Genomic DNA, 22,932 nt, shown 5'->3' with positions numbered 1-22,932 from the left:
ACCTCTGCGGGGCGACAGGCATCAGGCGGTCAGCACCAGACCGAGGTACACGACGGTCGAGGCGACCTCCAGCAGCGCACCCAGAACGTCCCCGGTGACGCCGCCCAGCCGGCGCACCAGGTGCCGCAGCAGCCCGGCGGCGCAGACCAGCGCGACCAGTACGGCGAGTGGTCCCTGCCAGGGGCGGTGTGGCACCGCGGCCAGCGCGACCGCCGCCACGCCCAGCGCGGCCAGCGCCAGCGGCACGCCGCCGACGGTGCCGGCCACCAGCGCACCCAGCCCGTCCGGACGGGCCGCCGGTACGCCCCGCCGGCAGCCCCAGGCCGCCGCCAGCCGGCCGGTCGCCACCGCCGTCACCACTCCGGCAAGGACGGCCGGGGCCGGCCGGTCGGCCAGCGCGGCCAGCGCCCCGGCCTGGATCAGCAGCACCAGCACCAGCGCCACCACGCCGAACGGTCCGATGTCGGGCCGCCGCATGATCTCCAACGCGGCCGGTCCGGTGCGGTAGGAGCCGAGCCCGTCCGCCGTGTCGGCGAGGCCGTCCAGGTGCAGACCGCGGGTCAGCGCCGCGCCGGCGGCCACGGTGAGGGCGCCGGCCACCAGCGGCGGGGCGCCGGCCGCCGCCGAACCGATGAGCACCGCCGCGGCGCCCGCACCGAGCAGCGCGCCCACCGCGGGCGCCAGCAGCATCGCCACCCCGGCCACCCGCCGGTCGACCGGGCCGGGCGGCAGCGGCAGCACGGTGAAGGTGGTGAGCGCCAGCCGGGCGCCGGAGCGCAGCGGGCGGTCAGCCACCGTACCGGGCGGAGGCGTCCCCGGTCGGCGGGGTGCCGGGCCGGGCCGGGTCCACCGGGCCGGGACCGGCCGCGTCGGGCTCGACGAACTCCTGGTCCGCGGGCGGGGCCGTGGCCGGCTCATCCCCGGCGCCGGACTCGGCCCCGGCCCCGGCGTCAGACTCGGCCCCGGCCCCGGCGTCAGACTCGGCCCCGGCCCCGGCGCCGGACTCGGCCCCGGCGCCGGCCAATTCCGGCCGGTCGTCGTCCGGGGCGCCCCAGCCCTCGGCCGCCAGCCGGGGGTGCGCGGGAAGCGACCGGGCGAGGGTCAGCGCGGACCGCAGCAGCGGCAGCGCGGCCAGCGCGGTCGAGCCCTCGCCGAGGTCCAGGCGCAGGTCGAACAGCGGGGTCAGGCCCAGCACGTCGGCGCCCAGCCGGACGGCCGGGTGGCCGCCGTGGTCGGGCAGCAGGCACCAGTGCCGGGCCTGCCCGGCCAGGTCCCGGCTGATCAGCGCGGCGGACACCCCCACCGGGCCGTCGAGCAGCACCGGCAGCCGCCGGGCGGTGGCGCCCAGCAGGATGCCGGTGGCGATCGCCACGTCCCCGCCGGCCAGCTCGGCCAGGATCTCCCGCGGCCCCCGGCCCGATCGCCGGGTGCGGTGCAGGGCGTCCCGTACCGCGGCGCAGCGCCGCATCCAGGCGGCGTCGTCGACCACGCCGCCGGCCGAGACGACCCGGCCGAGCACCGCGGCCGGCTCGGCGCCCGCGGTGACGGCGAGCACCGCGGCGGCCGCCGCGTCGGTGCCGGCGCCGCACGCACCGAGGACCAGCAGCCGTACGCCGGCATCCGCGGCCTCCTCGGCGAGCCGCCACCCGTACCGGAGCGCGGACTCGACGGCGGCCTCGGTCAACGCCGGCCCGTCCTCGATGGCGGCGGCCGTGGGCGCGTCGATCACCTGGAGCCCGGCATCCGCCTCGGCGGCCAGCCGGGCCAGCGGACCCTCGCCGGCCCGGGCCTGCTCGGCACGGCGTCCCGACTCGCCGGCCGGCACGCCGGCCGCGGCGCCGCCGTCGTGGTCGCCGTGCACCAGCAGGACGCGGACGGCGGCCCAGGGTTCCGGTACGGGGTTGCCCTGCGTGCCGGCGGCGAACCCGACCACCCGGTCGAGGTTGCCCAGCCCGGCGCCGGGCAGGTCCAGGGTGGCCAGCCGGTCGACGGCGCGTGGCCCGGCGTACTCGTCCGGCAGCGGCAGCTCCATCCCGGGCTGGATGACCAGGCCGGTCGCCAGCATGGGCAGCGTCATGGTCGGCGCCGCCCAGCCCGGTCCGGCCGGTGGGGCGCTGGGTGCCGGCGGGGCCACCGCCGGGGTGAGCACGTCGGGGGAGTCGCCGGCCGGCTCGCCGGACTGGGCCGGCACGGCCGCGACCGGGCTCTGTCCGGCCGCGCCGGTCGGGCCTGCGCCCGTACCCGTCGGGCTCGCGGCCGGTACGGCGGTGCCGTCGGCGCGTACCAGCCCGGCGGCGGCCCCGCGGTCCGGCTTCAGCCAGCTGGGCTGGCCGGCCACCACCAGCACCACCGCGTCGCAGGCGGCGGCGACGGCCTGGTTGGCCGCGCCCAGCGCGTCGGTGAAGGCGCGACCCAGCGGGGTCGCCGGGACCAGCGAGAGCCCCACCTCGGGGCTGACCAGCACGAGTCGGGCCGTGGAACCGCCGATCGCCGAGGCCAGCTCCTCGATGGTGGCCACGTCGTCGGCGGGCTGGTGGGCGGGATCGAGCAGCACGCCCACCCACCCGCCGAGGTCGTCCACCAGCAGGGTCTCGTCCGGTCCGGCGGTCTCGATGAGCCGGATCAGCCGGGCCGGGTCGGCGGTCGCCTCCTCGGTCTCCCAGGTCTCCGGCCGCCGGCCGCGGTGCGCCGCGATCCGCGCGGTCCACTCGGGGTCGTCCGGACCGGCGTCCGCGGCCGTCGCCACGTACCGGACCCGACCCGCGTCCCGGAGCAGAGACTCCGCAAACTCGGACTTACCAGACCGAATCCCGCCGAGCACGAGGAGCGTGTTCCACCCGTCAACCGACATGCCCGTACCTTAGAGCGCCCCGCTGTGGTTTTCGCTGCCAGGTGCGGCGGCCCCCGATGCACCCGGCAGTGCAGCGCTGGTGACCGATCCACACCGGCCCCGACTACGCTTGCGGGGGTTGTCGGCGGGACATCGGCGAGGGGAGAGGCGACAATGCCGTGGAGCTGGCGGTACGAGGGCACGGACGGCGAGCCGGTGAGCGGGCCGAGCGAGACGTTCAGCAGCCAGGCCGACGCCGAGTCGTGGATCGGCCAGACCTGGCGGGAGCTCACGGCCGCGGGGGTCAGCTCGGTCACCCTGGTCGAGGACGACCGGGTGGAGTACCGGATGAGCCTCCAACCCGCGGCCACCGAGTGAGCCGGGTGCGAGCGGAGGGTCATTTCAGGTGAGCGCCATGGGTTTCGACCGGTCCGAGGACGACCGGCTCGTCCTCGGCGTACCCCGGGCGGCGTTCCGGCCGAGCCCGATCTTTCTCGGCCTGCTGGCGCTGTTCGTGGTCAGCGCGGTGCTGGCCTGGAACGGCAGCGGGCAGGTCCGGTTCAGCGTCTTCCTCTTCGTGCTCTCCGGCTGGCTGGTCTCGCTCTGCCTGCACGAGTACGCGCACGCCGTGGTGGCGTTCCGGGCCGGCGACCGGTCGGTGGCCGAACGCGGCTACCTCACGCTGAACCCGCTCAAGTACAGCCACCCGCTGCTGTCGATCGTCTTCCCGGTGCTCGCGGTGCTGCTCGGCGGCATCGGCCTGCCCGGCGGCGCGGTCTGGGTGGACCGGCACGTGATTCCCGGGCGGCTGCGGCACACCCTGGTCAGCGTCGCCGGCCCGGCCACCAACGTGCTCTTCGCGCTGGTGCTGGCCACGCCGTTCGTCCTCGGCGTCGACCTGTACGCGCACACCGACTTCTGGTTCGGGGTGGCCGCGCTGGGATTCCTCCAGTTGACCGCCAGCCTGCTCAACCTGCTGCCGGTGCCCGGACTGGACGGCGGCAACATCATCGAGCCCTGGCTGTCACCGCAGTGGCGGCGCGGATACAACCTGTTCGCACCGTACGGCTTCCTGCTGCTGATCGCGCTGCTGTGGAACCCGCGGCTCGGCGGCTGGTTCTTCTCCGGAGTCGACGTCTTGGCCGACCTGATCGGCCTGCCCGCCGACTTCGCGGCGTACGGCCTGCGCCTGATGCGGTTCTGGGAGGGCTGACCGCGCCCGACCGCGCCCCGGACGGCACGCCACGGGCGGCACGCCACGGGCGGCACGCTACGGACGGCACGCCCCGGGCGGCGCTCCACCGGCCGCGTCCCTCCCGGCCGCCCGCCGGCCGCGCCCGGAAGGGAGCGGCCGGCGGGCAGAACCGGCGGGCGGGGGCCGGGTCGCGGTCAGGGGCGCTCGGCCGGGCTCTCGGTCAACGCCGGGTCCCGCTGCACCACCGGGTCCAGCACCTCGTCGATGGCCTTGAGCAGGTCCGCGTCCAGCTTCACACCGGCGGCCCTGACGTTCTCGACCACCTGGTCCGGCCGGGAGGCGCCGATGATCGCCGACGAGACGTTGGGGTTCTGCAACACCCAGGCGACGGCGAGCTGGGCCATGGAGAGCCCGGCCTGCTCGGCGAGCGGCTTGAGCCGCTGCACCGCCGAGAGCACCTCGTCGGTCATCAGCCGGGCGATGAAGGTGGCCCCGGACTTCTCGTCGGTGGCGCGCGAGCCGGCCGGCGCGGCCTGCCCCGGCAGGTACTTGCCGGTCAGCACGCCCTGGGCGATGGGCGACCAGACGATCTGGCCGACGCCCAGCTCGGTGCTGGTGGGTACGACCTCACCCTCGATCACCCGCCAGAGCATCGAGTACTGCGGCTGGTTCGAGACAAGGTGGATCTTGAGGCCGCGGGCCAGTTCGAAGGCGGCGCGGATCTGCGCCGCGTTCCACTCCGAGACGCCGATGTAGAGCGCCTTGCCCGCCCGGACGACGTCGGCGAACGCCTCCATCGTCTCCTCCAGCGGAGTGGAGTAGTCGAACCGGTGCGCCTGGTACAGGTCGACGTAGTCGGTCTGCAACCGGCGCAGCGAGCCGTTGATGGACTCCATGATGTGCTTGCGGGACAGTCCCCGGTCGTTGCGGCCGGGTCCGGTCGGCCAGAAGACCTTGGTGAAGACCTCCAGCCCTTCCCGGCGTTCCCCGGCAAGCGCCCGGCCGAGCACCGACTCGGCCCGGGTGCCGGCGTAGACGTCCGCGGTGTCGAACGTCGTGATGCCGTTGTCGAGGGCGGCCCGGACGCAGGCCTGGGCGGCCTCCTCCTCCACCTGCGAACCATGGGTGATCCAGTTGCCGTACGAAATCTCGCTGACCATCAGGCCGGAGCGGCCAAGGTGTCGGAACTCCATGGTCCGACCCTAGCGCCGTCCCCGCGCGGCTCAGAGCACCGGTTCGGTGTCCGCGAGCAGCCGCTCGAGTTCCTCGACCAGCTCGACCCGGCCGGGTTGGACCGGCTCGACGAGCAGCCGGCCCCTGCGGTCCAGCGCGCCCCAGCCGCCGGCGGTGGTGGTGAAGAGGAAGGCCACCGGGTGGATGATCAGCGTCGGGTGGGCCGGCGGGACGATCACCGCGCCGTTCCGGTCGACCACGCCGCGCCGCCCGTCCACCTCGACCACCGCCAGACCCTCGTCGGTGAAGCCGTCGATGTGCCGGCCGTCGGCGAGTTCGGTGACGAAGCCCGCGTACCGCAGCGGCAGCACGATCCGGCCGGTCCGGTCGACCGCGCCCCAGCCGCCGCGCCGGACCGCCGCCACGCCCCGGCGGAACGGGCGGGCGTCGTCGAAGCCGGTGCCGATCAGCACGGTCCCGGCCGCGTCGATCGCCACCCACGTGCCGACCCCGCCGCGGGAGACCCAGGCCAGCCCGTCCGCGAACGGGCCGACGGACCGGTAGCCGCTGGCCGCGTCGATCCGGGTGCCGGACTCGTTGATCAGCTCCCAGGTCTGCGCCTCGGGCCGGCGTACCCAGGCAAGTCCCTCATGGAACGGCTGCGCGGTCGCGAACCGGGCCGGGATGGTCCGGGTGCCCTCCGGCCGGTCGTAGCCCCACCGGCCCAGTTCCTCGTCGAAGACCGGCTTCGGCGGCGGCTGCACCTGGCGGATCTCGTCGCTGCTGCGCGGGTACGGCCCGACCCCGTCCCGGGCCATCCGCGCGAACACGGCGTCCAGGGCGACCTCGGTACGCGCGATGAGCTTCGGATCGTCCGCCCGGCGCAGGTCGAGGCCCGTTCGAAGTGGTTGCACGCCTCCATGTAGCGGCCCTGCTCGTAGCAGCAGCGCCCGGCGTGCTCGTGGATGGTGGCCCGCAGCCGGTCGGGCAGTTCGGGGGAGTTGGCCTCGGCGAACAGCCGGTCGGCCTCGCTGAACTCGCCCCGCCAGTGCAGGACGTTGGCCAGCCGGGCCTGGGCGATCGCGATCCGTCGCAGTTCGCCGGTCGACTCGGCCTGGGTCACGGCGAGCCGCCCGTCGGCGAGCGCCGAACTCAGCTCGCCGAGCACCCGCGACACCACGGCGCGCAGGCTGAGCAGCCGCGCCCGGGTGCGGTTGTCGGCGGCGTTGGCCAGCCGTTCGGTGAGTCCCTCCCGGACCGCCCGTAGCTGCTCCGGGTCGTCCACCAACTCGCGCAGGGTCTCCGGGTCGAACCGCCACTGGTACGCCGCGAGCGCCTGCTCGGGGTCCTCGGCGGCGGCCCGCCGGTCTGCCGCCTCGTCCGTCTCAACCGGCTCGGCGCCCTCAACCGGCTCGGCGGTCTCGATCGGCTCGGCGCTGTCGGCCGCGCCGGCCGACCGGTCCGCGTCGACGGGCTCGACCGCGCCGGCCGGGTCCACCGCCTCTGCCGGCGCGCTCGTACCGGTCGTACCGGTCGTACCGGTCGGCCCGGACGTCGGGGCATCGGCGTCGCCCGCCGCGTCCGTGCCGGCCGGCGTGGTCGCCGAGTCCGCCCCGGTGCCGGTCGCGGCAACCTGCGCCGGGCCGGCCAGCCCGGTGGGTTCGCCGGTTCCGCCAAGCCCGGCAGCGCCGCCCGTGCCGGCCGGCTCGCCCGGCGTGCTCGCCGTGGGCCGGACCGCCGCGGGCTCGTCCGGCGCGGCCGGCCCGGTCGCGCTCGGCCCGTCCGGGCCGGACCCGGTCGTGGCCGGCCCGTCGGGGCCGGACCCGGTCGTCGTTGGCCCGGACCCGGTCGTCGTTGGCCCGGTCGCGGCCGGCTGGCCCGGATCGGGCCGCCCCGGCCAGGCCGGGCTGTCGGGCGTGGCCGGCGCGCCGGGCGTCCCGGTGGTCGTGGGCATCCCGGTGGTCGTCGTTCCGGTGGTCGTCGTGGCCGTGCCGGCGGCGGTCGCGGCGGGGCGGTCGGCGACCCGCTCGTGCTCGGCGGCCGGCCGGGGCGTACGGGGAACGAACTCCAGCCGCAGCGCGGCCGCCGACGACGCGGGCACCGCGGGGTGGCTGCGCGGCGTGCCGCGCTCCGGTGTCGGCCCGGCCGGCGTGTCGCCGGCCGTCGCCGGTTGCTCGGGCCGGGCGGGCCGGGGGAGCGGGACCGGCCGGTCCACCGGCCCCGGGACGCCACGATCCGGCGCCTCCGGAGCGGGCGGACCCGAACGATCGCGCGGACCCGAGCGCGCGGGCGGACCCGAGCGATCCGGCGGACCCGGACGATCGGGCGGACCCGAGCGCATGGGCGCCACCGGCTGAGCCGGTGCCGGTGCCGGTGCCGGCGCCGGCGGCGGCGGTGGCGGTGGCGTCACCGGCGGCGGGGCCGGCATCGACTGTGCCGGCGCCGGTGCGGGCGGTGCCGCGACCGGTGGTGGTGCCGCGACCGGTGGTGGTGCCGCGACCGGTGGTTGGGCCGGGGTCGGGACCGCGGGCGCGGCCGCTGCCTCGGCCGGCGTCGCCCGGTCGCCGGGCTCGGCACGGGGATCCGGCGACACCGGGGCGGCCGTCCGGCCGGCGGGCCGGAACCAGTCGTCCGCAGCCGCCGGATCGGCCGGCTGCGCGGGTGCGGTGTTGCCGCCCGGCGAGCCGTTTCCGCCGGCCGCGGGCGGCGGGAACGCCGCCGGCTGGCGCGCCTCGCCCGGCGTTTCGCGACCCGCCTCGGGCGCCGCGGGGACGACCCACGGGTCGGACGGGGCAGAGAAGTCCCGCGGCTCGGGCGCCGGGGGAGCGTTCCGGCCCGCCTCGGGCGCCGGCGGCCGTGGCCGGAGTGCGTCCGTGGGCGGCCGTGGCCGTGGACCGGTTGGCGGTGCCACCCGGGCGGCGGGCGGCACCGGCCCGGCCTGCGGCGGTGAGGTGGGTGGCGCGGACCGCGGTGCCGAGGCGGGTGGGGGCAGCGGGTTCGCCGGTACCGGGGTCGGCGACGGCAGCGGGTTCGCCGGCACCACGGTGGGTGGCGGCAGCGGGGCGTTCGGCACCGGCGTCGGTGCCGGCGGACGGTTCGTCGGGACCGCCGTGGGCGGCGGCACGGCGCCGTTGGACGGGCGGACCACCTGCGGCGCCGGTCCCGGATCGGTCCAGTGCGCGGCCGGGTCGGCGGGCAGGGTGGGGCCGTGCGCGGCGGGTTCCCCCGGCCGTACGGCACGCAGCGGCGGCCGGTCGCCGGGCGGCTCGACGGCGTGCAGCGGCGGCCGGTCGCCGGTGCGGGTCGGGTGGCCGGCGGCGGGTTCGACCGGACGTACCGGGGCACGGTCCCCGGGCCGGTCACCCGGTCGCGGCGGCGGCTCCGCGCGGTGCCCCGGCCGGTCGATGCGGCGTGCGGGTGAGTCGGCGGCGGGTTCGAGCGGAGGTACGGCACGCAGCGGCGGCCGGTCGCCGGAGCGGCCGGGCCGGTCCGTCGGCCGGTCGGCGGGCGGGTCGACGGGACGCAGCGGCGGCCGGTCGGTCGGCGGTCGCATCGGCGGTGCCGGCGGTTGGTCCACCGGACGGTACGGCGGTGCCGAGCGCGGGCTGGCCGGACTGACCGGATCGGCGTGCCGGCCGGGGCCGTGCGAAGGCGGCCGGCCGCGCCCGTACCGGTCCTGCTCCGCCGGTTCGGTCCGGTCCGGTCCACCGGGGCCGTAGCGGTCCGTACGGTGCCGGGGGTCATCCCGATGTCGCGGTGCCGGCCCGGCGGCCGGCGCCGGCTGGTCGCGCGGATCGACATCGCGCCGGTGACCGGGCCGCCCCGGCGAGCCGGAGACCGGTTCCGGGTGCTCCGGCCCCCAGGGCCGCCGCTGGCCGGGCGGCGGCTCGGTCGGGTCGTACGGCCGTCCGCCCCGGTCGGCCGGCGGGCCGGACCATCCGCCGCCACTCACGGGCCGGCCGCCAGCGCCACTCACCGGCCGACCACCGCCGCTGACGGGCCGACCACCGCCGCTCACCGGCGGGGCGGTCCGCCCGTCCGGCCGCGGGCCGTACGGGCGCCCGGAGGTCGGCATCGGCGAGCCGGGGTGGCGGGTCGGATCGGGCCGCTGGTCCCGGCCGGGGCGCCGGTCGCCGCGCCACTGGCCCGGATCCGGGTAGTTCTCGGCCTCGGCCTGGTACAGCGGGTCGGTCCGGCCGTAGTCCGGGTCGTCGCCGCCCGGTCCGTCCTGCGCCCAACCGCCCCGGTCGGTGGCCACCCAGCCGCCGTCGCGGCCGGTGCGCCAGGGGCTCGGCCGGTTGTCCGCCTGCCACGGGTCCCGCTGGTCGTCCGCGGCGGCCCGGGCTTCGCGGGGAGCCGCCGGCCGTTGGCCGGGGCGCCGGCCGGCGCCGTCCCCGTCGCTGCGCTGGCCCGACCGGCCGTCGCCGTCCCGGTAGCCGGGGTGGCCGCCGTCCCGCGCCCCGGCGTGGTCGAGGCTCTGTGCCCGGATCTCCCGGACCCACGAACCGGCCCGGCCGCGACCGTCCGGCCGCGCCGGGTCGTACCCGTCCTCGTCCGGGTCGGCCGCGCCGGGCACCTCGGCCCGGCCGACGGCGGTGGGCTGCCTGCCCGATCGCCCGGCCGGCTGCCGCGGGCCGATGTCGCCCGGGTAGCGCTGCCCGGCGAACTCCGCGTGCCACTCCGACGTCGGTGTGACCATCCAGGGTTCCCTCGAGTCACGCCACCCGTCGTAACCGTTGGTCACGCCACCACCTCGCCGCGCCGGGCGCGGGTCCGCGACCGCATCCGGGCTCGGGGGGTTCGGGTGTCGTGGCGCGCGTGGCGCGGCCGGTCAGCCGGCTCGCGTCGCTCGCTCACGGGGTCCCACCTCGTCGGTAAATCCAGCTGCCTCGCTGTCCGTAGCGGGTTAGAGTCACCCGGTTTGGGACAGCCTGGTTGCGGAAGGAGGGTAACGGCGTGGCCTCCGTGAACGCTAGCGTGTGGCCCCCACTCCTGAACCAGCCTAGTCCACGATTACGGACATTCCTGGCCATTTCCGGCGCCGGTTTCCGCCGGTACGCCACCTATCGTCAGGCGTCCGTGGCCGGAGCGTTCACCAACATTGTCTTCGGGTTCCTCCGCTGCTACCTCCTGCTGGCCGTCGCCGGGGCGGCGGCCGCGGGCCGGGTCGGCGGGTACGGGCAGACCCAGCTCGCCACGTTCGTCTGGGCCGGCCAGGGTCTGCTCGCGGTCGTCCTGCTCTGGGGCTGGACCGAGCTGGCGGAGCGGATCCGCACCGGCGACGTGGTGGGTGACCTGCTCCGCCCGGTGGCGCCGGTCAGCAGCTACCTGGCCACCGACCTGGGCCGGGCCGGCTACGCGCTGCTGGCCCGGTTCCTGCCGGTGGTGCTGGTCGGACCGATGGTCTTCGCCGTCTACCTTCCGCACCGCTGGCCGACCGTGCCGCTGTTCGCGGTCTCGGTGCTGCTCGCCGTGGTCATCTGCTTCGGCTGCCGTTACCTGGTGAACGCCACCGCGTACTGGCTGCACGACATCCGCGGCTCGATGATCCTCTGGACCCTGCTGTCCGGGCTCGGCGCGGGCCTCTACTTTCCGCTGCGGTTCCTGCCGACGGCCGTGCTGGTGCCGCTCTGGTTGTTCACCCCGCTGCCCAGCATCCTGCAGGCGCCGCTGGACGTGCTGGTCGAGCGGGACCCGGCGCCGGTGCAGTTCGGCCTGGTGGGCATCCAGGCGGTCTGGGCCGCCGTGATCCTGCTGGCCTGCCGCGTGGTGCAGCGCCGGGCCGAGCGGCGCCTGGTGGTGCAGGGTGGCTGAGCGACGCCGGCAGGTGGTGCAGGGTGGCTGAGCGACGCCGGCAGGTGGTGCAGGGTGGCTGAGCGACGCCGGCAGGTGGTGCAGGGTGGCTGAGCACGCCGGCGGTGCCGCCGCGGGCGGCTACCTGGCCCTGCTGCGGGCGCAGGCCCGGTCCCAGGCCGCCTACCGGACCTCCTTCGTGATCGACCTGGTCGGCAACATGGGCGCCACCGTCATCGACGTCGCGACCGTGCTGGTGCTGTTCCGGGTGACCCGGACCGTGGGCGGGTTCACCCTGCGCGAGGCGATGGTCATGGTCGGGCTCTCCTCCTGCGCGTTCGCCACCGCCGACTTCGCGGTCGGCAACGTCGAGCGGGTACGCGGGTACATCCGCTCGGGCCTGCTGGACGCGGTGCTGCTGCGACCGCTGCGGGCGCTGCCCCAGTTGCTGCTGATGGACCTGCCGCTGCGCAAGGTGTCCCGGATGGTCTTCGGGCTCGCGGTGTTGCTGGTCGCGCTCGGGACCGCGAACATCCAGTGGACCGCCGGGCGGGTGCTGCTGGCCGTGCTGGCGCCGCTGGCCGGCGTCTGCTTCTTCGGCTCGATCTTCGTGGCCTCCGCGTCGGTGGCGTTCTGGTGGATCGAGTCCGGCGAGATCGGCAACGCCTTCACCTACGGCGGGCGGGACTTCACCACGTACCCGGTGACCGTCTACGGCGGCTGGTTCCGCGCGGTCTTCGCGTACGGGCTGGGGTTCGCCTTCGTGGCCTACTACCCGGCGCTGGCGCTGCTCGGCCGGGCCGACCCGCTGGGCCTGCCGGCCTGGGTGGGTTGGGCCGCGCCGGGCGTCCCGGTGCTGGCCGTCGGCGCGGCGGCCGCCGCCTGGCGGGCGGGGATCAGGCACTACCGGAGTACGGGTTCGTGACCGGCGGACAGCGGTGGAGGGGCGAATGGGCGAGACGGTGATCCGGACCCGGGCGTTGCGCAAGGACTTCGACATCCGGGTACGCGCCGGCCGGCTGCGTCGCCGCAAACGCACGGTCACCGCGGTCGACGGCGTCGATCTCACCGTCGAACGCGGCGAGATGCTCGGCTACATCGGCCCGAACGGCGCCGGCAAGTCCACCACGCTGAAGATGCTCACCGGGGTGCTCACGCCGTCGGCGGGGGACGCCCGGGTCTGCGGGCTGGTGCCGGTGGCCCAGCGCACCCGGCTCGCGCTGCGGATCGGCGTGGTCTTCGGGCAGCGTTCGCAGCTCTGGTGGGATCTGCCGCTGCGGGACTCGTTCGACCTGCTGCGGCACATCTACCGGGTGCCGTCGGACGCGCACGCGGCCCGGCTGCGGCGCTGCCGCGCCCTGCTGGACCTGGACGAGTTCCTCGACACGCCGGTGCGGCAGCTCTCCCTGGGCCAGCGGATGCGCGGCGAGCTGACGGCGGCGCTGCTGCACGGCCCGCAGATGCTGTTCCTGGACGAGCCCACGATCGGGCTGGACGTGGTGAGCAAGCAGGCCGTCCGGGACTTCCTCGGCGAGCTGGGCCGGGCCGGGGACACCACGCTGGTGCTCACCACGCACGACCTGGCCGACATCGAACGGCTGTGCCGGCGGCTCGTGGTGATCGACCACGGCCGGGTGGTGCACGACGGCACGATCGAGCAGTTGCACGCCCGGTACGGCTCGCGCCGGACGGTGCTGGTCGACCTGGTGGAACCCCTGGCCGAGCCGGACGTGCTGCCCGGGGCGCCGGTGCTGCGGACCGAGGCCGACGGCCGGCGGATCGTCTACGCGCTGGAGTCGGCCACGGCGGCGGAGCTGCTGCGCCGGCTGGCCGGCCTGGACACCCTGCGCGACGTCGCGATCATGGAGCCGGCCATCGAGGACGTGGTGGCCGCGCTCTACCGCGCCCCGGCGGCGCCCGATCGGCCGTCCGCGGCGCGGGACGGCGTCAGATCGGGTCCCCGATCTTGACGCGCGGGGTCGGGGTACGCATCCGCCGGAAGGCGATGGACCGCATGATCGCGTAGAAGTAGAGCGAGCCCATCCGCTCCTGGCTCTTCGGGAACCGCTCCCGCACCAGCTTGTGGATCTTCCGGGAGATCAGCACCGAGTCCACCACGACGCCGAGCGCCAGCAGCACCCAGAGCAGGTTGGACGCCAGTTGGATGGTGCGCGGCATGCTCGGCCCCGAGCCGATCAGCACGACCAGCGCGCCGCCGAAGAACCAGGTGCCGACGGTACGCCGGGAGTCGACCACGTCGCGGGCCAGCGCCCGCTCGGGTCCGCGGTCCCGCGGGCCGCCCGACCTGCGGAACTCGGCCGCCGCCTCGGCCCGGGCCTCGCGGCGCTTGACCCGAGCCTCCTCCTTGCTCAGCGGGCCGGTCGAGGCCGGCCGGCGCGGGCTGTTGCCCGGCCGCTTGGGGTCTCCCGCCCCTTGGCCGGGGTGTATCCCCGGCGGGACGCGGCGGACGTGGGGGACTCCGCCTCGGCGACGGACTCCTCGACGAGGTCGGCGGACTTGCGACGGAACAGCGCGGGCACCCGGAAAGCGTAGCCAACCCACCGCGCCGCCCGCACACCGCGGTGCGGGCGGTCACGGTCCAACCGGCGTTACGGGCGCTCGACGTGGGCGCCGAGGCTGGCGAGCTTGGCCTCGAAGTCCTCGTACCCGCGGTTGATCAGGTTGACCCCGTACACCCGGGAGGTGCCCTCGGCGGCCAGCGCGGCGATCAGGTGGCTGAAGCCCGCGCGCAGGTCCGGGATCACCAGGTCGGCCGCGTGCAGCTTGCTCGGCCCGGCGATCACCGCCGAGTGCTTGAAGTTGCGGCGGCCGAACCGGCACGGGGTGCCGCCCAGGCAGTCCCGGTAGACCTGGATGTTCGCGCCCATCTTGTTCAGCGCGTCGGTGTAGCCGAGCCGCTGCTCGTAGACCGTCTCGTGCACGATCGACAGGCCGCGGGCCTGGGTCAGCGCCACCACCAGCGGCTGCTGCCAGTCGGTCATGAAGCCCGGGTGGACGTCGGTCTCCAGCGCCGTGGCGCTCAGCTCGGTGCCGGGATGCCAGAACCGGATCCCGCCCTCCTGGCCCGGGTGCCCGTCCCGCGGCGGCCGGGTGTCGGTCACCTCGTACGAGCCGCCGATCGAGCGGAAGATGTTCAGGAAGGTCATCATGTCGGCCTGCTGGGCGCCGAGCACCTCGACGTGCCCGCGGGTGGCCAGCGCCGCCGCCGCCCAGCTCGCCGCCTCGATCCGGTCCGGGATGGGCCGGTGCACGTACCCGCCGAGCCGCGGCACCCCCTGGATCTCGATCACCCGGTCGGTGTGCACCGTGATGATCGCGCCCATCTTCTGCAACAGGCAGATCAGGTCGATGATCTCCGGCTCGACCGCCGCGTTGCGCAGCTCGGTGACCCCCTCGGCGAGTACGGCGGTGAGCAGCACCTGCTCGGTCGCGCCGACGCTCGGGTAGGGGAGCGCGATCTTGGTGCCGTGCAGCCCGGACGGGGCCGTCAGGTGCAGCCCCTCGGGCTGCTTGTCCACCACGGCGCCGAACTCGCGCAGCGCCTGCATGTGGAAGTCGATCGGCCGCGGCCCGATGTGGCAGCCGCCGAGGTCCGGGATGAACGCGTGGCCCAGTCGGTGCAGCAGCGGGCCGCAGAACAGGATCGGGATGCGGCTGGACCCGGCGTGCACGTTGATCTCGTCGGTCGACGCGCCCTCCACGTTGGCCGGGTCGAAGACGAGTTCGCCGTCCAGCTCGCCGTCGGTGACCTTGACGCCGTGCAGGTCGAGCAGTCCGCGGACCACCTCGACGTCGCGGATCCGCGGTACGTCGTAGAGCCGGCTCGGCTGGTCGCCCAGCAGCGCGGCCACCATCGCCTTGGACACCAGGTTCTTGGCGCCGCGGACCCGGATCGCCCCCTCCAGCGGGGTTCCTCCATGCACGACAAGGACGTCGTCGGTCAACGCAACCTCCAGCGCTCGCTGTAGCCATCTGAGTGTCCGCCGGGAGCGGGCAGGGGACAGCCGCCTAAATGACTCCGGGAGCCGCCGCGGGGGATTTTCCGGCCGGCTCGTGTCGCCCGACGCAGCATAGCCCTCGGTTACCACGAGGACTCGGTCACACCGGACCTTCGGAGCTCAATTGGGGTGAGCCGGCGTCAATCAGTTCCGTTTCGATTACACCCAGTTACTGCGGGTGCCGGCGACCGGCCGATCGGCGCCGGGTAGCGCGAGCATCTGGTCCAGCGCCGCCCGCGCGTGCCGTGCGGTCTCCGGGTCGACCGTGATCTGGTTGACCACCCGACCGGCGACCAGTTCCTCAAGCGCCCACACCAGGTGCGGCAGGTCGATCCGGTTCATGGTCGAGCAGTAGCAGACCGCCCGGTCCAGGAACATGATCTCCTTGTCCGGGTGCGCCTTCGCCAGCCGGCGGACGAGGTTCAGCTCGGTGCCCACCGCCCAGGACGAGCCGGCGGGCGCGGCCTCGATGGCCCTGATGATGTATTCGGTGGAGCCGACCTGGTCGGCGGCGGTGACCACCTCGTACCGGCACTCCGGGTGCACCAGCACGGTCACCCCGGGCACCCGCTGCCGGACCTCGTTGACGCTGTCCAGCGTGAACCGGCCGTGCACCGAGCAGTGCCCGCGCCAGAGGACCATCTTCGCCTCGCGCAACTGCCGCGCGGTGAGCCCACCACCGGGCTTGTGCGGGTCGTACAGCACGCAGTCGTCGGCATCCAGGCCCAGCTCCAGCACCGCGGTGTTGCGGCCGAGGTGCTGGTCGGGCAGGAACAGCACCCGCTGCCCCCGCTCGAACGCCCAGTCCAGTGCCCGGCGGGCGTTCGACGAGGTGCAGACCACCCCGCCGTGCCGACCCACGAAGCCCTTGATGTCGGCCGAGGAGTTCATGTACGTCACCGGGACGGTGGAGTCCGCGGCGCCGGCGTCGGCGAGCACCTCCCAGGCCGCCTCGACCTGCGACAACGCGGCCATGTCCGCCATCGAGCAGCCGGCGGCCAGGTCCGGCAGGACGATCCGCTGGCTGTCGCTGGTCAGGATGTCGGCGCTCTCGGCCATGAAGTGCACGCCGCAGAACACGATGTATTCCGCGCCCGGCCGGGCGGCGGCCTCGCGGGCCAGCTTGAACGAGTCGCCGGTCACGTCGGCGAACTGGATGACCTCGTCGCGCTGGTAGTGGTGGCCCAGCACGAAGACCCGGTCGCCGAGCGCGGCCTTGGCCGCCGCGGCCCGGGCGACCAGATCGGGATCGCTCGGCGGCGGAAGCTCGCCCGGACACTCCACGCCACGCTCGGTGGCCGGGTCACTGCCCCGGCCGAGCAACAGCAGGGCGAGGGGGGTGTTCTCGGGCTCAACCCAGGTCGACGTCACCCGTTCATCGTCCCACAGCCCGGACCGGCCGCCCGGCGGACGGATGTGGGCTGCCACACTATCCGGCCATGCGGGTACTGATCTGTCCGGACAAGTTCGCCGGCACGCTCTCGGCGCCCGAGGTCGCGGCGGCGGTCGCCGCGGGATGGCGGGAGACCGCCCCGGCCGACCGGCTGGACAGCCGGCCGCTGGCCGACGGCGGCCCCGGCTTCGTCGAGGTGCTCGGCACCGCCCTGCCCGGCCGGCGCGTCCCGGTCGCCACCGTCGACCCGCTCGGCCGGCCGGTGCCCGGGGAGATCCTGCTGACCGACGCCGCCGCCGACGGCACACCGGCCACGGCGTACCTGGAGAGCGCGCAGGCGTGCGGGCTGCACCTGCTCACCGAGGCCGAGCGGGACCCCCGGTCGACCACCTCGTACGGGCTGGGGGTGCTGGTCGTCACGGCCGTGGAGGCCGGCGCCCGGCGGCTGGTGATCGGGCTGGGCGGCTCGGCCACCAACGACGCCGGCGCCGGGCTGCTGACCGCGCTCGGCCTCGTCCCGGTCGACGGCACCGGCAGCCCGCTGCCGTACGGCGGGGCCGCGCTGGCCGCCGTGGCCGGGCTCACCGGCGCGCCCCGGCTGCGCGGGGTGGAACTGGTGGCGGCCACCGACGTGGACAGCCCGCTCACCGGCCTGCACGGCGCGTCCAACGTCTTCGGACCGCAGAAGGGCGCCTCCCGCGCCGACATCCTGCTGCTGGACGACGCGCTGGAACGGTTCGCCGCGGTGCTGGAACGCGACCTGCCCGGCTGCCCGCCCGGGCTGGCGGCGGTGCCCGGCGCCGGCGCCGCGGGCGGGCTGGGCGCGGCAATCCTGGCCCTGGGCGGCCGGTGCGAGTCGGGCATCGGCATCGTCCGCCGCGCGCTCGACCTGGACTCGGCGCTCGACGCGGCCGATCTGGTGATCAGCGGCGAGGGGTCCTTCGACCACCAGTCGCTGCGCGGCAAGGTGGTCGCCGGGGTGGCCGCCGCCGCCCGGGACCGCGGCGTCCCGTGCGTGGTGCTGGCCGGCCGGGTCAGCGCGGGCCGCCGGGAGGCCGCCGCCGCCGGGGTGACCGAGGCGTACAGCCTGGTGGACCACTTCGGCGGCGAGGAACACGGTGGGCTGGTGCGGGCCATGGCCGAGCCGGCCGCGGGACTGCGGGCGCTGGCCGCCCGGCTGGCGACCCAGTGGAGCCGCTCGGGCTGAGGGCACCCGAGAGGGACGGGTGGGACCTGAAAGGGACGGGTGGGCGGATTGGGGGCAGGGGGCCGTGCCGGCGGGGCGTGCGCCGGCCGGCGCCGACGGCCGGCCCGGCGTCCCGGGGGTGACGAGCGCCGCACCGACCTACAATCGGATCCGTACGACATTGGGAATGGCCGGCCGGACGGATAGCGTTGGCCAGTACGGATGTCCAGACCGTCGCAGGGGAGAGTTCCACGTGACCACGCCAGCGCAGACCGAGTCGAGCGAGGCCCAGGCCCCGACCACCATCGTCCTGACCGACGTAGCGGCGCAGAAGGTCAAGGCCCTGATCGAGCAGGAGGGCCGCGACGACCTGCGGCTGCGGGTGGCCGTGCAGCCGGGTGGCTGCTCGGGCCTGCGTTACCAGCTGTTCTTCGACGAGCGCTCCCTGGACGGGGACGTCGTCAGCGATTTCGGTGGGGTGGAGGTCGTGGTCGACCGGATGAGCGCGCCCTACCTGACCGGCGCCACGATCGACTTCGCCGACCGGATCGACGCCCAGGGCTTCACGATCGACAACCCGAACGCGCAGAACTCCTGCGCCTGCGGCGACTCGTTCCACTGAGTCGCCGGGCGCCGGGTCGGCGGCCCGCTGGGACCGACCACCGCGGCGCGCACACGCATCCGAACGGGGCCAGCCCGGCACGCCGGGCTGGCCCCGTTCGTGCCTTCTGCCGCTTCTACGGCACGCGGGCGCGGGACCGCTCGATCCGGGACGGCGCGGTGATCGACCCGGTAGGCTGACCCGGCGTTAGCGCGCTCCCCCGTCGCCGACTTCGAGGGCTACCGATGAAGATCGCCGTTTCCGGTTCGATCGCGACCGATCACCTGATGAGCTTCCCCGGCCGGTTCGCCGACCAGCTCATCGCGGACCAGCTGCACACGGTGTCGCTGTCGTTCCTGGTGGACGACCTGGTGGTGCGCCGCGGCGGCGTGGCCGCCAACATCAGCTTCGGGTTGGGCCAGCTCGGCCTGCGGCCGGTGCTGCTCGGGGCGGTGGGCGCGGACTTCGCCGACTACCGGTCCTGGCTGGAGCGGCACGGGGTGGACTGCGACTCGGTGCACGTGAGCGAGGTCGCCCACACCGCGCGCTTCGTCTGCACCACCGACACCGAGATGTGCCAGATCGCCTCGTTCTACGCCGGGGCCATGAGCGAGGCCCGCAACATCGAGCTGGAGCCGGTGGCCGACCGGCTGGCCGGGCTCGACCTGGTCATGATCAGCGCCAACGACCCGGCCGCCATGCTGCGGCACTCGCAGGAGTGCCGGGAGCGCGGGTACGCCTTCGCGGCCGACCCCTCCCAGCAGCTCGCCCGGATGGACGGCTCGGACGTGCTCGGCCTGATCGAGGGCGCGGAATACCTGATGACCAACGAGTACGAGAAGTCGCTGCTGCAGAGCAAGGCGGGGCTGACCGACGACCAGCTGCTGGACCGGGTCCGGATCCGGGTGACCACGCTGGGGAAGGACGGGGTGGAGATCGCCGGTCGGGACATGGCGCCGATCCGGGTGCCCGTCGCCCGGGGGATCCAGGCGGCCGATCCCACCGGCGTGGGCGACGGCTTCCGGGCCGGCTTCCTCGCCGGGCTCTCCTGGGGCTTCGGCCTGGAGCGTTCGGCCCAGGTCGGCTGCCTGCTCGCCGGGCTGGTGCTGGAGTCCTTCGGCGCCCAGGAGTACGAGGTCCGCCGGGACGTCTTCATCAAGCGGATGGCCGACTCGTACGGCGACGCGGCCGGCGACGAGGTGCGCGCCCACCTGGGCCAGTAGCGCCCGGTTGGGGAGGGCCCGGTCCGGTACGCCCCCGTTCGGGAGCACGGTGCCGGGAGCACGGTGCCCGGGGAGCGCCGCGTCCGGGCCGGTGCCGTCAGTGCCGGCGCCGGACCTCGTACCCGGGGCCGGCGTCGGTCCGCACCGTGCCCACGAACTCCTGACCGCGCATCCGGCACCAGGCCGGGATGTCGATGGCGGCGGCCGGGTCGTCGGCCAGCACCCGGACCACCGCGCCCACCGGCACGCCGGTGATCCGCTTCGCGACCGCGATCACCGGCAGCGGGCAGCGCTGCCCGAGACAGTCCAGCGTCTCGGTGCCGGCGCCGGCCGGACCGCCGTGCCCGGCCGGACCGCCGTGCCCGGCCGGACCGCCGTGCCCGGCCGGACCGCCGTGCCCGGCCGGACCGCCGTGCCCGGCCGGACCGCCGTGCCCGGCCGGACCGCCGTGCTCGGCGGGCGTGCCGGCGGGACTGCCGGCGGGACTGCCGGCCGGTCCGGCCGGCCGGTCCGGTTCGTGGCCCGGCGCGGGTGCTTCGGTGGGCATGCCGGCGATTGTCCCAGTTCCGGCACCGCCCCGGCCAACCCACCGGCGGCCGGCCAACCCGTCAGAGGTCGGGCAGCCCGTCAGAGGTCGGTCACCCCCGCCTCGGCGCGCAGCCGCGCCACGATCCCCGGCAGCTCGGCCAGGAACCGGTCCACCTCCGCCTCCGCGGTGCCCGGGTGCAGCGAGACCCGCACGTTGCCGTGCGACAGCACGCCCATCGCGGCCAGCACGTGCGACGGCTGCAGCGTCGAGGAGGTGCAGGACGACCCGGAGGAGACCGCGAACCCCCGCCGGTCCAGCGCGTGCAGCAGCGCCTCGCCGTCCACGTACAGGCAGGAGAAGGTGACCAGGTGCGGCAGCCGGCGGACCGGGTCGCCGACCACCTCCACGTCCGGCACCGTGGCCGGCACGGCCGCGCGGATCCGCTCCACCAGGGCGGACAGCCGTGCCGCGGCGGCCGTGGCGTCGGCCGCCACCGCGCGCAGGGCCGCCGCCGCGGCGACCACCGCGGGCAGGTCCGGCACCCCGGGGGTACGCCCGAACTCCCGCTCGTCGGTCGGGTACGGCGACTCGAAGCGGGTGCCCTTGCGGACCACCAGCACGCCCACCCCGGGCGGGCCGCCCCACTTGCGGGCGCTGCCGGACAGCAGGGACCAGCCCGCCGGCACCGGCATCCGGCCGATCAGCTGCGCCGCGTCGACGTACAACGGGACCCCGGCCGCGGTCGCCGCGGCGGCCGCCTCGGCCACCGGCTGGACCGTGCCCACCTCGTGACTGGCCCCGATCAGCGCGGCCAGCGCCACCCCGGCCCGGAGACCGCCGCCGACCAGGCGGCCGGGTCGAGCCGGCCCAGCCGGTCCACCGGCACCGGCACGGCCGTACCGCCGGCCGCCTCGTGCCGGTGCGCCGCGTGCAGCACCGCCGAGTGCTCGATCGTGGAGTGCACCAGGGCGGCCCCGGCGCGCCGCCGGCCGGCCAGCCCGCCCAGCACGGCCGCGTGCGCCGCCGCGGTGCCGCCGGCGGTGAAGGACACCTCGTCGGGGCGTACCCCCAGCACCTCGGCCGTCGCGGCGCGGGCGGCGTCGAGCAACTGGGCGGCCCGCCGGCCGGCCGCGTACAGCCGGGCGGGGTCGGCCCAGCCGTCCGCGAGGGCCGCGAGCAGGGCCTGCCGGGCCACCGGATGCAGCGGCACGGCGGTCGCCGCGTCCAGGTAGCCGGCCGTCCGGTCCGGTTCGGAGCGCATCCGGAAACGGTATCGCCATCCGGTACGGGCAAGATCGGCCGTAGCCCGGACATCCCACCCCCGAGCCGGTCATCCTGTGAAGGTCGAGTAATCTGCGACGGTCGGTGAGGCCTTTGCCGCCGGCGTGCCAGCCGCACGCGGGCGATGCGTAAGGGAGGCAGGACCAGGTGCACGCTTCGGATTCGGACGGACGGCCATCGGCCGGTAGGCGCGCTCGCCCGGGGGGCGTGCGGCGCATCGCCGGGCTGGGTCTCGGGTCCGCACTGCTGGTGACCCTGCTCAGCGGCTGCAACATCGGCGCCGCGTTCGGCGGTTTCGGCTGGCCGCAGCACGGCCTCACCCCGCAGGCCAACCGGATGTACGACCTGTGGATCGGTTCGGTCGTGGCCGCACTGGTGGTCGGCATCTTCGTCTGGGGCCTGATCTTCTGGTGCGTGATCCGCTACCGCAAGCGCGGCGACGAACTGCCCGCGCAGACCCGGTACAACATGCCGATGGAGTTCCTGTACACGATCGCGCCGATCCTGATCGTGTGCGTGCTGTTCTACTACACCGCGATCGTGCAGACGAACGTCGACAAGCTGAACCGCAACCCGTCCGTGGTGGTCGAGGTCGTGGCGTTCAAGTGGAACTGGCAGTTCAACTACCGCGACGGCCAGGGCACGGACGCCACGACCGTGGCCTCGACGCTGGGCACCTCGGACGTGGTGCCGATTCTCGTGCTGCCCACCGGCGAGCCGATCCGGTTCGAGGAGACCAGCCGGGACGTCATCCACTCGTTCTGGGTGCCGCAGTTGCTGTTCAAGCGGGACGTCTTCCCGGGCACCATCCGCAACGTCTTCGAGGTCGAGAGCATCGAGTCCGAGGGCGCGTACGTGGGTCGCTGTGCCGAGCTGTGCGGCACCTACCACTCGATGATGAACTTCGAGCTGCGGTCGGTCTCGCCGGAGAAGTTCGAGCGGTTCATGGCCGCCAAGAAGGCGGGCAAGTCGACCCAGGAGGCGCTGAGCGAGATCGGTGAGGACCCGTACGCCGTGACGACGAAGCCGTTCGACACCAAGCGGGACGCCAGCAACTTCAACCAGGCCGCCACCGCGGCGAACTGAGGAGACGCGAATGAAGACCGAGTGGCGCATCTTCAGCGTGGTCGCGGGATTCCTGCTGGTGGCGACCGGCCTGTACGCCGCGTGGACGGCCGGCCAGTCCGGCGGCCACGTCGAGTGGGTGGGCTCGGTCGCGCTGCTGCTGTCGTTCCTGCTGACCTCGATGCTGGGCGGCTTCTTCTGGTTCGTCGCCCGCCGGATCGAGCCGCGCCCGGAGGACCGGCCGGACGCCGAGATCGCGGACGGCGCGGGTGAGGTCGGCTTCTTCAGCCCGGGCAGCTACTGGCCGTTCGGCCTCGCCCTGGCCGCCTCGGTCGCCGGTCTCGGCCTGGTCTTCTGGCAGGTCTGGCTGCTCGGTGTCGGTCTGGTCGCGGTGATCTTCGCGTCCTGTGGCCTGCTCTTCGAGTACTACACCGGTACCCGGCGCACCGCCGAGCACTGACCCGGGGCCGGCCGCGTCCCGCCGCGGCCCTGCTCCCGGCGCACGGCCTCGGCCGTGCGCCGTTTCCGTGTGCCGGCCGCTGCGCGGATGCCTCCCTGCCGCCGGCGCGCTCACGGCGCCGTCCGCGGGTGCCGCGCCCCCGGCTCCGGAACCGTCGGTCCGGCGTGGAAACTACAAGGAGGTA

18 protein-coding genes and 2 pseudogenes are annotated in these 22,932 nt (G+C 75.4%); 10 read left to right on the top strand and 10 right to left on the bottom strand.

The window, feature by feature from the left end; translation table 11 throughout:
- Positions 1-21 precede the first annotated feature (21 nt).
- Both CIK06_RS20890 and CIK06_RS20885 read right to left on the bottom strand, forming a co-directional pair.
- Positions 22-795: an adenosylcobinamide-GDP ribazoletransferase gene (locus CIK06_RS20890; RefSeq protein WP_198348408.1), complete on the bottom strand. Its 774-nt coding sequence runs from the start codon at positions 793-795 to the stop codon at positions 22-24.
- The gene (locus tag CIK06_RS20885) at positions 788-2,851 is read right to left on the bottom strand and encodes a bifunctional adenosylcobinamide kinase/adenosylcobinamide-phosphate guanylyltransferase (protein WP_095566244.1); all 2,064 of its coding nucleotides are present in this window, start codon (positions 2,849-2,851) and stop codon (positions 788-790) included. Before CIK06_RS20885 ends, CIK06_RS20890 begins: the two co-directional genes overlap by 8 nt.
- A 153-nt stretch (positions 2,852-3,004) precedes the next feature.
- On the opposite strand from CIK06_RS20885, the gene CIK06_RS20880 reads away from it, so the two are divergent.
- Both CIK06_RS20880 and CIK06_RS20875 read left to right on the top strand, forming a co-directional pair.
- Positions 3,005-3,208, top strand: coding sequence for a hypothetical protein (locus CIK06_RS20880; RefSeq protein WP_095566243.1), 204 nt, complete (start codon positions 3,005-3,007; stop codon positions 3,206-3,208).
- Positions 3,209-3,245: 37 nt separating this feature from the next.
- Positions 3,246-4,043: a site-2 protease family protein gene (locus CIK06_RS20875; protein WP_095566242.1), complete on the top strand. Its 798-nt coding sequence runs from the start codon at positions 3,246-3,248 to the stop codon at positions 4,041-4,043.
- A 176-nt stretch (positions 4,044-4,219) separates the two neighbouring features.
- Here the strand turns inward: CIK06_RS20875 and CIK06_RS20870 are convergent, their stop codons facing one another.
- The 3 genes from CIK06_RS20870 to CIK06_RS32000 form a co-directional block, all read right to left on the bottom strand.
- Positions 4,220-5,218: an aldo/keto reductase family protein gene (locus CIK06_RS20870; protein ID WP_095566241.1), complete on the bottom strand. Its 999-nt coding sequence runs from the start codon at positions 5,216-5,218 to the stop codon at positions 4,220-4,222.
- Positions 5,219-5,248: 30 nt separating this feature from the next.
- Positions 5,249-5,671: a WG repeat-containing protein gene (locus CIK06_RS32005; protein WP_255408605.1), complete on the bottom strand. Its 423-nt coding sequence runs from the start codon at positions 5,669-5,671 to the stop codon at positions 5,249-5,251.
- 128 nt (positions 5,672-5,799) lie between these two features.
- Entirely contained in the window at positions 5,800-9,897 is a 4,098-nt protein-coding gene (locus tag CIK06_RS32000; RefSeq protein ID WP_255408518.1) for a hypothetical protein, read from the bottom strand.
- Between the two features lie 380 nt (positions 9,898-10,277).
- Between CIK06_RS32000 and CIK06_RS20860 the strand changes: the two genes are divergently transcribed.
- The 3 genes from CIK06_RS20860 to CIK06_RS20850 all read left to right on the top strand — a co-directional run bounded on the left by CIK06_RS20860 (position 10,278) and on the right by CIK06_RS20850 (position 12,961).
- Positions 10,278-11,012, top strand: coding sequence for an ABC-2 family transporter protein (locus CIK06_RS20860; RefSeq protein ID WP_232533761.1), 735 nt, complete (start codon positions 10,278-10,280; stop codon positions 11,010-11,012).
- 85 nt (positions 11,013-11,097) lie between these two features.
- Positions 11,098-11,916, top strand: coding sequence for an ABC transporter permease (locus CIK06_RS20855; protein WP_232533760.1), 819 nt, complete (start codon positions 11,098-11,100; stop codon positions 11,914-11,916).
- Positions 11,917-11,941: 25 nt separating this feature from the next.
- Complete coding sequence (locus CIK06_RS20850) at positions 11,942-12,961, top strand: ATP-binding cassette domain-containing protein (protein WP_095566239.1); 1,020 nt, start codon at positions 11,942-11,944, stop codon at positions 12,959-12,961.
- Here the strand turns inward: CIK06_RS20850 and CIK06_RS20845 are convergent.
- From CIK06_RS20845 to nadA, 3 genes and pseudogenes are all read right to left on the bottom strand, one after another.
- Positions 12,939-13,531, bottom strand: a pseudogene (locus tag CIK06_RS20845) (DUF3043 domain-containing protein). The gene CIK06_RS20850 and the pseudogene CIK06_RS20845 overlap by 23 nt on opposite strands.
- 69 nt (positions 13,532-13,600) lie before the next feature.
- Positions 13,601-14,956: a UDP-N-acetylglucosamine 1-carboxyvinyltransferase gene (gene murA, locus CIK06_RS20840; protein WP_095566238.1), complete on the bottom strand. Its 1,356-nt coding sequence runs from the start codon at positions 14,954-14,956 to the stop codon at positions 13,601-13,603.
- Between the two features lie 213 nt (positions 14,957-15,169).
- On the bottom strand, positions 15,170-16,381 hold the full coding sequence (gene nadA, locus CIK06_RS20835) for a quinolinate synthase NadA (RefSeq protein WP_095568002.1): 1,212 nt from the start codon (positions 16,379-16,381) through the stop codon (positions 15,170-15,172).
- A gap of 68 nt (positions 16,382-16,449) precedes the next feature.
- On the opposite strand from nadA, the gene CIK06_RS20830 reads away from it, so the two are divergent.
- From CIK06_RS20830 to CIK06_RS20820, 3 genes are all read left to right on the top strand, one after another.
- Positions 16,450-17,610: a glycerate kinase gene (locus CIK06_RS20830; RefSeq protein ID WP_095566237.1), complete on the top strand. Its 1,161-nt coding sequence runs from the start codon at positions 16,450-16,452 to the stop codon at positions 17,608-17,610.
- A 232-nt stretch (positions 17,611-17,842) separates the two neighbouring features.
- On the top strand, positions 17,843-18,211 hold the full coding sequence (gene erpA, locus CIK06_RS20825) for an iron-sulfur cluster insertion protein ErpA (RefSeq protein WP_095566236.1): 369 nt from the start codon (positions 17,843-17,845) through the stop codon (positions 18,209-18,211).
- A 224-nt stretch (positions 18,212-18,435) separates the two neighbouring features.
- The gene (locus CIK06_RS20820; RefSeq protein ID WP_095566235.1) at positions 18,436-19,413 is read left to right on the top strand and encodes a carbohydrate kinase family protein; all 978 of its coding nucleotides are present in this window, start codon (positions 18,436-18,438) and stop codon (positions 19,411-19,413) included.
- Between the two features lie 97 nt (positions 19,414-19,510).
- Here the strand turns inward: CIK06_RS20820 and CIK06_RS20815 are convergent, their stop codons facing one another.
- Positions 19,511-19,723 carry a sulfurtransferase TusA family protein gene (locus CIK06_RS20815; protein WP_095568001.1) on the bottom strand — a complete coding sequence of 71 codons (213 nt, stop codon included), beginning with the start codon at positions 19,721-19,723 and terminating at the stop codon, positions 19,511-19,513.
- A 317-nt stretch (positions 19,724-20,040) separates the two neighbouring features.
- Positions 20,041-21,203, bottom strand: a pseudogene (locus CIK06_RS20805) (cysteine desulfurase family protein).
- 167 nt (positions 21,204-21,370) lie between these two features.
- Between CIK06_RS20805 and coxB the strand changes: the two are divergent.
- Positions 21,371-22,309, top strand: coding sequence for a cytochrome c oxidase subunit II (gene coxB, locus CIK06_RS20800; RefSeq protein ID WP_095566234.1), 939 nt, complete (start codon positions 21,371-21,373; stop codon positions 22,307-22,309).
- Positions 22,310-22,319: 10 nt separating this feature from the next.
- The gene (locus CIK06_RS20795; protein ID WP_095566233.1) at positions 22,320-22,748 is read left to right on the top strand and encodes a cytochrome c oxidase subunit 4; all 429 of its coding nucleotides are present in this window, start codon (positions 22,320-22,322) and stop codon (positions 22,746-22,748) included.
- The last annotated feature ends 184 nt before the right edge of the window (positions 22,749-22,932 follow it).

Origin of the sequence: Plantactinospora sp. KBS50 (assembly GCF_002285795.1) — a bacterium.
Taxonomy (GTDB): domain Bacteria; phylum Actinomycetota; class Actinomycetes; order Mycobacteriales; family Micromonosporaceae; genus KBS50.
This window is presented reverse-complemented; position numbering and strand designations above follow the sequence as displayed.

Excerpts from the sequence above, each read along its gene's own strand:
- CIK06_RS20875 (WP_095566242.1), top strand. The coding sequence starts at position 3,246 with ATGGGTTTCGACCGGTCCGAGGACGACCGGCTCGTCCTCGGCGTACCC.
- CIK06_RS20850 (WP_095566239.1), top strand. The coding sequence starts at position 11,942 with ATGGGCGAGACGGTGATCCGGACCCGGGCGTTGCGCAAGGACTTCGAC.
- CIK06_RS20885 (WP_095566244.1), bottom strand. The coding sequence starts at position 2,851 with ATGTCGGTTGACGGGTGGAACACGCTCCTCGTGCTCGGCGGGATTCGG.
- CIK06_RS20820 (WP_095566235.1), top strand. The coding sequence starts at position 18,436 with ATGAAGATCGCCGTTTCCGGTTCGATCGCGACCGATCACCTGATGAGC.
- CIK06_RS20870 (WP_095566241.1), bottom strand. The coding sequence starts at position 5,218 with ATGGAGTTCCGACACCTTGGCCGCTCCGGCCTGATGGTCAGCGAGATT.
- CIK06_RS32000 (WP_255408518.1), bottom strand. The coding sequence starts at position 9,897 with ATGGTCACACCGACGTCGGAGTGGCACGCGGAGTTCGCCGGGCAGCGC.
- CIK06_RS20830 (WP_095566237.1), top strand. The coding sequence starts at position 16,450 with ATGCGGGTACTGATCTGTCCGGACAAGTTCGCCGGCACGCTCTCGGCG.
- CIK06_RS20795 (WP_095566233.1), top strand. The coding sequence starts at position 22,320 with ATGAAGACCGAGTGGCGCATCTTCAGCGTGGTCGCGGGATTCCTGCTG.
- CIK06_RS20880 (WP_095566243.1), top strand. The coding sequence starts at position 3,005 with ATGCCGTGGAGCTGGCGGTACGAGGGCACGGACGGCGAGCCGGTGAGC.